The sequence below is a fragment of the Moritella sp. genome, from assembly GCF_013215705.1.
Taxonomy (GTDB): Bacteria; Pseudomonadota; Gammaproteobacteria; order Enterobacterales; family Moritellaceae; genus Moritella.
In genome coordinates, this window is record NZ_JABSQR010000007.1 from 30,024 (window position 1) to 42,749 (window position 12,726).

The 12,726-nt window shown below is 41.1% G+C and carries 10 protein-coding genes; 4 read left to right on the forward strand and 6 right to left on the reverse strand.

The window, feature by feature from the left end; genetic code table 11:
- Positions 1-110: 110 nt before the first annotated feature.
- The 3 genes from uhpA to HRT96_RS04730 all read left to right on the forward strand — a co-directional run bounded on the left by uhpA (position 111) and on the right by HRT96_RS04730 (position 3,645).
- Entirely contained in the window at positions 111-719 is a 609-nt protein-coding gene (gene uhpA / locus HRT96_RS04720) for a transcriptional regulator UhpA (protein ID WP_293152944.1), read from the forward strand.
- Positions 719-2,230, forward strand: coding sequence for a signal transduction histidine-protein kinase/phosphatase UhpB (uhpB, locus tag HRT96_RS04725; protein ID WP_293152947.1), 1,512 nt, complete (start codon positions 719-721; stop codon positions 2,228-2,230). The genes uhpA and uhpB overlap by 1 nt, the downstream gene beginning before the upstream one ends.
- Before the next feature lie 68 nt (positions 2,231-2,298).
- Positions 2,299-3,645, forward strand: coding sequence for an MFS transporter (locus tag HRT96_RS04730; protein ID WP_293152949.1), 1,347 nt, complete (start codon positions 2,299-2,301; stop codon positions 3,643-3,645).
- Between the two features lie 87 nt (positions 3,646-3,732).
- Here the strand turns inward: HRT96_RS04730 and HRT96_RS04735 are convergent, their stop codons facing one another.
- From HRT96_RS04735 to HRT96_RS04760, 6 genes are all read right to left on the reverse strand, one after another.
- Positions 3,733-5,316 (reverse strand): ABC-F family ATPase, encoded by a 1,584-nt coding sequence (locus tag HRT96_RS04735; protein WP_293153592.1) that lies wholly within the window; start codon positions 5,314-5,316, stop codon positions 3,733-3,735.
- A 222-nt stretch (positions 5,317-5,538) separates the two neighbouring features.
- Positions 5,539-6,183: a LysE family translocator gene (locus tag HRT96_RS04740; protein ID WP_293152952.1), complete on the reverse strand. Its 645-nt coding sequence runs from the start codon at positions 6,181-6,183 to the stop codon at positions 5,539-5,541.
- 145 nt (positions 6,184-6,328) lie between these two features.
- Entirely contained in the window at positions 6,329-7,231 is a 903-nt protein-coding gene (locus HRT96_RS04745) for a LysR family transcriptional regulator (RefSeq protein WP_293134895.1), read from the reverse strand.
- Between the two features lie 123 nt (positions 7,232-7,354).
- Complete coding sequence (locus HRT96_RS04750; protein ID WP_293152955.1) at positions 7,355-8,068, reverse strand: lactate utilization protein C; 714 nt, start codon at positions 8,066-8,068, stop codon at positions 7,355-7,357.
- A gap of 2 nt (positions 8,069-8,070) precedes the next feature.
- Entirely contained in the window at positions 8,071-9,558 is a 1,488-nt protein-coding gene (locus HRT96_RS04755; protein WP_293152958.1) for a LutB/LldF family L-lactate oxidation iron-sulfur protein, read from the reverse strand.
- 1 nt (position 9,559) lies between these two features.
- Complete coding sequence (locus HRT96_RS04760) at positions 9,560-10,288, reverse strand: (Fe-S)-binding protein (RefSeq protein WP_293152961.1); 729 nt, start codon at positions 10,286-10,288, stop codon at positions 9,560-9,562.
- Between the two features lie 803 nt (positions 10,289-11,091).
- Here HRT96_RS04760 and HRT96_RS04765 point away from each other — a divergent pair.
- Positions 11,092-12,681 carry an L-lactate permease gene (locus HRT96_RS04765; protein WP_293152964.1) on the forward strand — a complete coding sequence of 530 codons (1,590 nt, stop codon included), beginning with the start codon at positions 11,092-11,094 and terminating at the stop codon, positions 12,679-12,681.
- The last annotated feature ends 45 nt before the right edge of the window (positions 12,682-12,726 follow it).

The following is a 12,726-nucleotide window of genomic DNA, read 5'->3' on the forward strand; positions in this document are numbered from 1 at the left end:
GAAAATAATTTTAATTAACACGATTTAAAACACAACTTATCTTTATCATCCTTGATTAAACTTTTTAATAAATGTAATTTATTATTTCTTATAATATATAGGACTTTCAGATGATTAAAGTTTCATTAGTCGATGATCATATAATTGTTCGCTCTGGATTTGCCCAACTTTTATCACTAGAAACTGACATAAAAGTGGTAGGAGAATTTTCTTCTGCATCACAAGCGCGTAATGGTCTGCCCGGCTTACAAACAGATGTCTGTATTATCGATATATCGATGCCCGATGAGAACGGTTTATCTTTATTAGCTGACCTCCCTAAAAGTCTTTATTGCATTATGCTAAGTGTGCATGACTCTGCTTCAATTGTTGAAAAATCATTAGAAGCAGGAGCCCGAGGATATTTAAGTAAACGTTGCAGTCCTGATGAACTGGTTCAAGCGGTGCGCACCGTTGCAAAGGGAGGTTGCTACTTAACGCCAGAGATCACGCTCAAGCTAGTCTCATCGGCGCATGTTCAGAAACCAACAATGCAATTGACTAAAAGAGAGCTTCAAATCAGTGAAATGTTAGCATTAGGCTTAAATGTCAAAACGGTAGCAGCTCGCCTTGGATTAAGTCATAAAACTGTCCATGTTCATCGTGCTAATGCAATGGACAAACTGCATGTAAAAAATAACGTTGAATTAGCAAAACACTTTGAACGTGAATTATTTTAATGACTAATTATTGGTTAACATCGTTGTGTGGTTGGCTAATATTTTCATGCAGTTGGTTTTGCCTCTGGATATTTTCTTTTTCTTTTCTTGCCGAACCAGAGCTTGCAATTATATTATTTCCCTTTGCTTTTCGGCTCGGTATTGCATTACATACAAAAAAACGTTTCTGGCCTACGATTTATGGGGCTGAATTATGCCTTATGGCTTCATTATCCATCCTACTGGATCAATCACAATGGATAATTGTCATTATTACCAGTTTTGCCAGTATCCCAATGATCTGGTTTGCACAGCAACATTATTATGGTTCGCAATTACGTCGGCTTTGTGTCATTGGTATTGTCATTGTTGCAACCGCAATCATCAATACCTTGATGTTAGGCGACCGATTAGACTCTTTCGGTATGATTTTTCTAGTTAGCATAACAGGCGGTTTAATACTCGTACCAAGCTGCTACTTGGTATGGAGCTATTTATTTCAAAGTGTATGGACCCCTTTAACAATTAACCTCATTGCTAAACCAGTTGAATTGCGCAGTCGCCATATTATATTTTGTACCCTCTTGTTCATTCTTAATATTGTCATACAACTCGTTCTACCTGAAGAACTGCGACGTTTCGCCCCATTCTGCTTGGCAATCCCCATTATATTATTAGCCTTTCGTTATGGCTGGAAAGGTGCTTTATTAGGTACAGTACTAAATAGCATCGCGTTAATTGCTGCACGAAACGGCGTCAGCCATATGGAAATAACGGACTTACTGCTCTCGCTTTCAGCACAAAGTTTAACCGGTATTTTACTGGGTATTGGTATTCAACATCAACGGGAATTAAATCAAAAACTACAGCATGAACTAAATAGAAATCACAATCTGTCTCGTCATTTTGTTAAAGCTGAAGAATCCGTCCGACGAAATATCGCTCGCGAATTACATGATGAGATAGGTCAAAATATTACCGCGATTCGAACTCAAGCAAGCATTCTTCAACGCGTTGAAAAAAGCCCAGTAGGCCATCGTTGTGCATCTACCATCGAGGAGTTGTCCCTTAATATCTACGATACAACAAAAGGTTTACTCACTCAGTTACGCCCTAAAGTCTTAGATGAGCTGGGTCTTCAAGGCGCTATCCAGCACTTGGTACGTGAACTTGAGTGCGAAAGAAATGGGATCAGCACCACCATAATATGGAATGAACCGATAGAGAGAGACGCAGAAACAAGTGATGCAACCAATGTGACACTCTATCGTATCTGCCAAGAAGCACTTAATAATATGATGAAATATGCGCAGGCATCAGAGGTCACCATTACAGTTTCATTTCAAAAAAAAGCGTATCTAACCGTTAAAGATAATGGGATTGGTTTTAAACATGAAGATACACTCGACGGTTTAGGTTTACTTGGTATTCGAGAACGAGTCCAAGTACTCGGTGGTAAATTTACACTGATCACTCAATCCGGAAGTAATGCAGTCGGTACAGAGCTACAGGTGATTTTACCCATGCTATAAATACAACCACATTGTATAAATAGACAAATGTAATACTGTATTAATCCATAATTTTAAGGTCTGAGTGAATGATCAACTTCTTAAAATCAGAGCAGCATGCCAAAACTGTAGATGACCCGAAAGAAATAGATGAAGCTTATAAATATTGGCGTTTTCATATCATGTTTACCATGTACATAGGCTACGCTGTATTTTACTTTACGCGTAAAAACTTTAGCTATGTCATGCCAGCCATGATTGCAGACCTCGGGCTAGATAAAGCCGACATTGGCATGATGGGCTCTTTATTTTATATTACTTATGGATGTTCCAAGTTTTTTTCTGGCATTATTTCAGATCGATCAAATCCTCGTTTTTTTATGGGCGTAGGGCTGATTATAAGCGGTATTATTAATATCTTATTTGGATTTTCCAGCAGTCTTTTAATGTTAAGCATATTATGGATTTTAAATGCCATTTTTCAAGGTTGGGGTTGGCCAGCTTGTTCCAAGCTATTGACCACTTGGTATTCTCGGTCTGAACGCGGATTTTGGTGGGCACTATGGAATACTGCGCATAACGTCGGGGGTGCATTAATTCCATTGCTAATAGGATACATCACACTTCATTATAGCTGGCGCTACGGATTTATAATTCCAGGCATAATTGCAATATTCGTTGGTTTATTTTTATGTTGGCGATTACGTGATAAACCAACAACACAGGGGCTACCAACTATAGGGCATTGGCGAAAAGATAGTTTAGAATTGGCTCACGAAGGTGAAGACTTAAAGTTAAATCACAATGAAATCCTGAAAAAATACGTATTAACCAACAAGTATATTTGGCTACTGGCATTTAGCTACACGCTAGTTTATATCGTGCGGACAGCAATTAATGATTGGGGGAACTTATACTTAACAGAGCAGTATAATTACAGTTTAATCACAGCCAATAGCGCACTATCACTATTTGAAGTCGGTGGTTTGATGGGCTCATTAGTAGCTGGCTGGAGTTCCGATAAAATATTTGGTGGCAACCGAGGGCCTGTTAATTTAATATTTTCCATCGGCATTTTTTTGGCCATATCGGCACTTTGGTTAATACCCGTAGGAGGGTTTGTTCTGCAAGCGGCTTGCTTTTTTACCATAGGTTTCTTTATTTTTGGGCCGCAAATGTTAATTGGCATGGCCGCCGCCGAGTGCTCTCATAAAAATGCGGTAGGAGCCGCAACTGGCTTTGTCGGATTATTTGCTTATATGGGCGCTGCGCTATCAGGTTATCCCCTCGCTCTGATTATGACTGAATATCAATGGACAGGATTTTTCACTGTGATTACCGCTGCTTCTGCCGCTATTGGTTTGTTATTATTACCATTCTTAAAAGCACAGTCCTCTCAGCATACAAGTGATACTATAATTTATAGTCAATCTTGAAACAGACACAAAAAAAGGTCATCACTTTACAGTGATGACCTTTTTATTTACAAACTAAAAGCTAACAACCGATCACTCGGCTAGCAATTATTTGCTTGCGATATATTCTTCGTAAGTACCGTCGAAATCAATGATGCCGTTTGGCGTGATATCCCAGATACGTGTCGCAACTGTAGATACAAACTCACGGTCATGAGAGATGAATAGTAAAGTACCTTCATATTTCTCAAGCGCTATGTTCAATGCTTCAATTGATTCCATATCCATGTGGTTCGTTGGTTCATCCATTAATAATACATTTGGTTTTTGCATCATTAATTTACCGTAAAGCATACGACCTTTTTCACCACCAGATAGTACACTTACTTTCTTGCTAATATCATCATTAGAGAATAGTAAACGACCAAGGAAACCACGAACAGTTTGATCGTCATCGCCTTTTTCTTTCCACTGATTCATCCACTCCATTAGCGTCATATCTTCTTCGAAGTATGATTCGTGATCCTGTGCATAATAAGCGATGTTTACGTTTTCAGACCATTTGTACTCACCCGAATCTGGAGTAAGTTCGTCTACTAACATACGCATTAATGTTGTTTTACCAACACCATTAGTACCGATAATTGCAATACGCTCGCCAACTTCTACCATCGTCTTGAAGTTAGAGAATAATGGGCCATCATCAAAGCCTTTTGTTAGGTCTTGAACTTCTAATGCATTACGGTAAAGCTGTTTTTCTTGCTCGAAACGAATGAATGGCGTTTGACGGCTAGATACTTTAACTTCATCAAGCTCAATTTTATCAAGTCGTTTAGCACGTGATGATGCTTGTTTTGCTTTCGATGCGTTTGCAGAGAAACGAGCAACGAATGCTTTAAGCTCTGTAATTTGCGCTTCTTTTTTCGAGTTGCTTGTTAGTAGTTGCTCACGCGCTAATGCAGAAGCAAACATGTAATCATCGTAGTTACCTGGGTAAACACGTAATTCACCGAAATCTAGATCAGCCATGTGAGTACAAACACTGTTTAAGAAATGACGGTCATGCGAGATGATTACCATTGTGCTTTGACGTGCGTTTAGTGTTTCTTCTAACCAGTCAATCGTGGCGATATCCAAGTTATTCGTTGGTTCGTCAAGTAGTAAAATATCTGGATCAGAGAATAGTGCTTGTGCTAGTAGTACACGTAGTTTCCAACCGGGAGCAACTTCGCTCATTAGGCCGTAGTGTAGTTCTACTGGGATACCAACACCGATTAGTAGTTCACCCGCACGAGATTCAGCTGTGTAGCCGTCCATCTCTGCGAATTCACTTTCTAGATCGCCAACACGCATACCATCTGCTTCAGTCATTTCTGGGTTAGCATAAATTGCGTCACGCTCTTCTTTCACTGTCCACATTTCTGCGTGGCCCATGATCACTGTATCAAGTACAGTGTTGTTTTCGAATGCGAATTGATCCTGACTTAATTTACCTAGACGTTCGTTTTCATCAAGCTTCACGTTACCAGAGCTTTGATCTAAATCGCCGCCTAAGATTTTCATGAATGTTGATTTACCACAACCGTTAGCACCGATTAAACCGTAACGATTACCGCCACCGAACTTAACTGAGATATTTTCGAAAAGTGGCTTGGCACCGAACTGCATTGTAATATTTGCTGTGCTAATGATAGGGAACGCTCCTGTCCAAAAAGTGGACTAAATATAAATTACTGAATTTTAAGTTGGCGGAGTATAGCACCTAATGTGACGTAAATCACGTAGTCTGATTGGTAAATATAAATGAATAAGAGGAAATATTACTTTAAGGTTTATTTGACTCACTAGACTGCATCCGTGCAGTCTGCTTACGGTGTTTTGGCTGCTTATTTAGTAATAACTTATACACTAGTACTAGGCAATACCCGCTGGTACTTGCGATAATAACAACCAAGCGCCAAGTAATACGAATACCGAACCCATGATTTTATGTTGGTAGATGTGGAAGCGTTCGTTGGTTAATAATGATTTACCTAAGGTACCGACCGTCACCACTAACATTAAGTTAAACAATAAACCTAATACGTTAAGCAGTAAGCCTAGCACGAGCATTTGTTCACCAGAAGACGTTTCTATATTTGATGATACAAACTGTGGTAAGAACAACACAAAGAACAGTAAGGCTTTTGGGTTTAATAGATTGCTGAATACCGCTTTACGATACAGTGAACGCGCCATTTTGCTGGTTTGATCTATTTCAGGCGCCACTACTGAGCTGGTACGTAAACAATCCCAACCCATTTTTAATAAATATAAACCACCGACCAAATGCAAGGCTTGAAGGGCCATTGGATTCATGGCGATCATCGCAGACACACCCATTGCCGCTAATAACGTTAAGATAATACCTGATGTGGCATTACCTAAACTAGCAAAGAACCCGACCTTGCGGCCATAACTTAAGCTTGAGCTGGCAATTAATAACATGTCAGGGCCAGGGATCAGTAATAACGCTACAACAGCAGTTAAATACACAGGTAGAATAGCTAAATCAATCATGAAGGGTTCGCATTACAAAAAAAGGAACTGGATTGTAATACAACTAGCGGTACTTTCATCTACTTTTTAACTAACAAGTAAAATTAATCGCTATTCTAGAAACGAGTGCTAATCGTTCGCGCTAAAAGCTTAAAGTGGTAAGCGATTAAAAGTTTTCTTTCATGTCCAGATAACAACTGCGGATATGTTCAATTAACAGCTGCACTTTTTTCGCCGGCTTACGGGTATACGGATACACCGCATAAATACCAATCACTTTCGCTGTTTGCTGTGACAATACTTCCACCAGCTTGCCATTATCAAGTTCGTTGTAGACCAAACATTTTGGTAGGTAAGCTAAGCCCTTCCCTGCCAGTGCCGCTTGTTTAAGCGCTACGGCATTGTTAGAACTAAAATTTCCCGATACTTTAACGTTATACGTGGCATCGTCACGGGTAAATAACCAATTAAATGCACCGCTGGTTTGACAGGTATAACCTAAGCAATTGTATGGTGCTAACTGTTCGGGAAATTGCGGTTCACCTTGCTGCGCAAGATACTCAGGGCTGGCACAGATCATCCAACGCGAATTAAAGATATGACGCGCGATCAGGCTCGAGTCTTCTAAATGGCCGGTGCGGATCACCAGATCATAACCATCTGCGACCAGATCGACAAAATCATTGTTCATCGACATGTCAACCGTGAGTCCCGGATGCTTTTCACAAAACTCCGCCACGGCCTTGGCCAATAACAATTCACCCGAGATAGTGGGTACTGACATTTTAATGTGACCCGCTAAGGTTTCGCTATAACTGGTCACCGTATCAAAGGCATTCTTCGCGGTTTGGGCAATGCCTTTAGCGCGATAAAATAACATCTCGCCGGCTTCGGTTAAGGTCAGTTTACGGGTGGTACGGAAAATAAGCTGTACACCAAGGTCTTCTTCTAATCGACTGATACGTTTACTCACCACAGACTTAGTGACCTTGTTCGCCTCGGCAACTTTGCTAAACGAACCTTGTTCTATTACTTGGGTAAATAACACTAAATCATCAATTTGCGGCATGCCATTCTCAACTAATTTTTTGGAGGGACTAATCTGTAATTATACACTTAAATCGTAGCATTAAACGATAGTAGATAAATGTAACGAGGTTGAATAGATCCAACCTCGTTGATTTCACTTAAATTACATATCTGCAATCACTACATACGCGGCATGAATAGGACCATGCACACCAATGACTTTAATCAACTCAATATCGGCGGTCGAACTTGGACCTGAAATGAAGTTAATACAAGACGGTAAACGTTCCCCAGCTTGGGCTTTATCATGTAACAGTTTCGTGGCTTGAGTCATACGTGGCATAATTTGGCTTTGCGGGATCAAGAACACCGATGTTTCCGGTAACAAACTCACTGAACGGCCATGTGTCGAGGCACTGTATAATACCATAGTGCCTGACTCTGCTAATGCCTGTTCGGCAAACACAATACCGACTTTCGCCTGTTCTGCTTGTTTGATATTAATGTCATGCGCTTGGTCTGTATCCCAAGTATACACATCATCAAATTGCAGTTTAAGATTATTAGTTACTTGTAACTCGGCTAAGCGGTGATCACCCGAAACCACAATTTTACCGGCATTAAAACCATTACAAATACTGGTTAAGGTTTCGCTCAACTCTTCTTTATTACAACTAACACCCAACGAATTTAAATTAGTTTTAGTGTATTCTAAAAATACATCGGCAAGTTGCTGCTGACTAAATCCAGCCATCACATCATGATGTGGATTATGGGGTAACGGTGGACGCTCAACACCTTGAGTATTCAGTTCACGACCCAGTTTTTTAGCCAATGAACCCAGAAAGCTATCGCGATTATGTATCTTACCTTGCATGATTATTTCTCACTCTTATTAGCTTTAACTTTTGCTTTAACTATACCTGTGACAGCCGCTGAACCTGAAACAGTGCTGTCGGCATCACGGTTAGCAAACCAGCTGCGGAATGACTCACCATCGGGTTGTGGTAGGTCGCGGGCTTCCGTCCAGTCCGCTATCGCGCCAACATTAATCGGTAACTTGCCGTTTCTGATCACTTTCGCACCCACTTTAGCGCCGATCTTCATGCCCACATTCCATAATTTAGGACTGGCATTTAAATAGTTAAACGCCGATACTGCCATGCGTTCACCCAAAGGGGTTATCTTCTTAATCGCCATTTTTTCACGGTGTTTTAATAACAGATCTGACAGCGGGATCTTCACCGGACACACATCATTACACGATTGGCATAACGAACACGCATACGGTAAGTCTTGGAAATCTTCATAGCCACCCAGTAATGGTGACAGTACCGCACCAATAGGGCCTGAATAGATAGAGCCGTACGACTGACCACCAATATGGCGATAAGCTGGACAAGTATTCACACACGCCGCACAACGAATACAACGTAAGATATCTTTAAACTCTGACGCTAAAATGTCTGAACGGCCATTATCTAAGATCACTAAATGGAACTCTTCAGCGCCATCCATATCATTCGATTCTCTTGGGCCAGTAATAGCGGTGACATAACCGGTTAATGGCAGGCCTACCGCACTACGACATAACAAGCTGACCATGATATCGAGTTCTTCAAAGGTCGGGACGATACGCTCCATACCCATCACGGCGATATGTACTTTCGGTAACGAGGTAGCCAATCGCGCATTACCTTCATTGGTTACTAAGCTAATCGAACCTGACTCAGCAACCGCAAAGTTACAACCGGTAATACCGATATCGGCTTCCAGGAAATCATGCCGAATATGCTCACGCACAAAACGCGTCATCTCTTCCGGATCGGAACTGCCTGTATAGCCAATCTTGTCTTCAAATACGCCGCGGATCTGTTCCCGATTTTTATGTAACGCAGGCACGACAATGTGTGAGGGTGGATCGCAATCATCCACTTGTAAAATATATTCACCGAGATCGGTTTCAATCACTTCGCAGTTGTTACGTTGAATGACAGCGTTTAAGCCGATCTCTTCTGTCACCATCGACTTAGATTTAACGATTTTTTTGGCGTTTTTTTCTTTGATGATGTTTTCAATGTAGTCAGTGGCTTGTTGCGAGGTTTCGGCAAAAAATACATGACCACCGGTCTTTTGCACGTTTTCACTTAACTGATGTAAGTAGTAATCAAGGTTGTCTAATACATGGTTACGGATCTCCATGCCGTTTTCACGCCACTCATCCCAGTTACCGAGTTTGTCTGCCGCTAATTGGCGGTTGGTAAGCATACGTTCTTGGGCATTGGCTACCGATTTACGCATAAAGCCATCTTGCATTTGTTCTTTAATACGCTGTTTAAAGATCACATCACTGGTTTTCATCGACATGTTATTCTCCTACCTGGCTCATTAGCACATCAACAATATGCAAGACTTGCACGGTTTTACCTTCGCGCGATAAACGCCCGGCGATATTCATCAGACAGCTCACGTCAGCACCAATTAAGTAATCGGGTGTTACGTCAGTAATATGGGTTGCTTTTTCTTTCACCATTTCACCAGAGATCTCTGCCATCTTGATTGAGAAGGTACCGCCAAAACCACAACAGGTTTCTTGGTTTTTAATCGCAACAAGCTCTAGCCCTTCGACATTACCCAGTAATTTAAGCGGCTCCTCACGCACACCTAATTTACGAATAAGACTACAAGACGGATGATAAACACCACGACCTGGTAGTTTCGCGCCAACATTTTCGACTTTAAGCTCATTCACAAGGAACTGCGTCAGTTCGAACAAACGGTCCGATACCGCTTGTGCACGCGCCGCCCATTCAGGTTCACTCGCTAAATACTCAGGGTATTTCTTTACCGTTGCCGCACATGAACCCGCCGGCGTGACGATTGGATACTCATTACCTTCAAAGGCACGAATTAATGATTTCATCGCTGGCTTGCTTGATTCGACGTACCCGCTATTTAATGACGGTTGACCGCAGCAGCCTTGATCTTTCGGGAATAACACTTCGCAGCCTAACTGCTCCAGTAATAGCACTGTTTTTTTAGCTACGTTTGACTTAACGACATCACATAGACAGGTTACAAAAAAATTAACTTTCATCATCTCACCTTGCTCACCGAGCTTATTTTTTGGAGCATCATATAAGCAAGCCCAGCAAAAAACGAACGTGATTAATGCCAGTAAATATCTTAATAGCGGTGTTTGTGTGATCTTGACTTTTTGTAAAAACAAACAAATTATTTTAAAACAACCAGTTATATTTTTATTAAGGAATTGGGACAGGCATTATTAGATCAGATATGGAAACAATGAAATTCGAGATTAACGGTAATAAGCCATTTTAAACTTAGCGCAATTAGTCAGCAGCGAATGGCTACCTCGCCAGAGACAATAAATATGCTTAAATGTAATAAAATGACGAGATTATGTATTTCAAGCTATAAATACTATATTTTGTGGTTTAATTTCATCAAAATAAATGTCCGAATCACACAATACGCGTCAATCGGTTAATTTGTCGATAGTAACACGCCATTTTATTACCGTGAATTATGACAATCACTGTTTCTAATACCGCTACAATCATTTATCGACTATCATGCGAATGACCATAACTATTTGATTTTAATTGACTTGATAATTTACAGTTTTTTACATACTGTTATTTATGTCACAGTTGTTACCCATATCCCGAACTGCGTACCCCAAAAGAGGTGTAGAGTTTAAGGCTTAAGCTCTTACAATCCATTCCCCACACGATACGGGTATTAGAGAAAGCGCAGGATTTTACTTATTTGTACTTTATCAACAATACATTCTAATCATATTATAAATAGACTCATAGATAGCTATCAGGGCATAACCGATAGACTTATACTCAGAGCACAATGGAGTGGGTAGCAATGACATCCCTAATTTTGGCAATGATGCCAATTCTCGTCCTTATCTGGATGATGACTAAAAAGAATGGTGTACCCTCGTACATTGCACTGCCGTTAACAGCGTTGCTTGTAGCTGCACTGCAAATCTTTTATTTCCAAACAGACCTGACATTGATCTGGGCAAATGTAATCGCAGGCAGCTTGTCAGCCATTACCCCAATATCGATTATTGCCGGGGCAATTTTAATGAACCGGATGATGTGTCTATCAGGTGCTGAGAATACGATCAGTCGCTGGTTAGAAGGCATCAGCCGTAATAAAGTTGCTCAGTTAATGATCATTGGTTGGGCGTTTGCCTTTATGATTGAAGGTGCGTCAGGCTTTGGTACGCCAGCGGCAATTGCAGCGCCGATCTTAGTCGGTTTGGGCTTCCCACCCTTACAAGTAGCGATGTTAGCGCTGGTGATGAACTCGGTACCGGTATCGTTTGGTGCAGTAGGTACGCCAACTTGGTTTGGTTTCTCCAACCTGGGTTTAAGTGATTCAGCATTACTTGAGATCGGTCAACAAACAGCGATGATCCACTTTGTTGCGGCCTTTGTTATTCCGGTATTAGCCTTACGTTTTGTCGCGTCTTGGACTGACATTCGTCGTAACTACATCTTCATCTTGTTAAGTACCTTATCTTGTACTGTGCCTTATTTCCTATTAGCACAATGGAACTATGAATTCCCGGCATTAGTGGGTGGGGCTATTGGTCTGACTATCTCTATTGGTTTGGCTAAGTTAAATATCGGTCTGATCAAAACAGCTGAAACTAGCGATGATAATACGACCCTAACAAATGTGTCGCGTGGCGAGATTTTCAAAGCCATGACCCCGACATTACTGCTTATCTTGATCTTAATTGTGACGCGAATTAAACAGCTGGGTATTAAATCTATGCTGACTGATGCGACTGAAGCAATGTCAGCGTCGTTAGGCATCCTAGGTGACTTTAGTATCAGCCAAGCATTGATCTTCAAGTTAAGTAATATCCTTGGTACTAACGTAGCATGGGCCTACAAAGCGCTTTATGTTCCGGCTCTTGTTCCTTTCTTATTAGTGGTATTAATTTCTATCCCACTGTTTAAGCTTAAAGGCAGTATGGTGAAACAGGTATTCACTGAAACCGGTAGCCGTATCAAAATGCCATTCATTACCTTGATTGGCGCGTTGATCATGGTGAAACTGATGATGGCTGGCGGTGAAAACTCGCCTATCCTGATCATCGGTATGGCGTTCTCTGATTTGATGGGTACTAACTGGCAGTTTGCGTCTGCTTACCTTGGCGCACTGGGTGCATTCTTCTCGGGATCGGCTACGGTATCTAACCTGACATTTGGTGCGATCCAACAAACAATCGCGACGACTGTGGGTTTACCTGAAACCACCATCTTAGCACTGCAATCTGTCGGTGGCGCTATGGGTAATATGGTCTGTATTAACAATATCATCGCAGTATCGACTATCTTGGGTATTTCGAACAAAGAAGGTTACATCATTAAACGTACCGTTATTCCAATGATTATCTACGGGCTAATTGCAGCGATAATGAGCACGTTTATATAAGCGTTACATGTAGGGGAATAGCCCTGCATGATTAATGTTTAAATA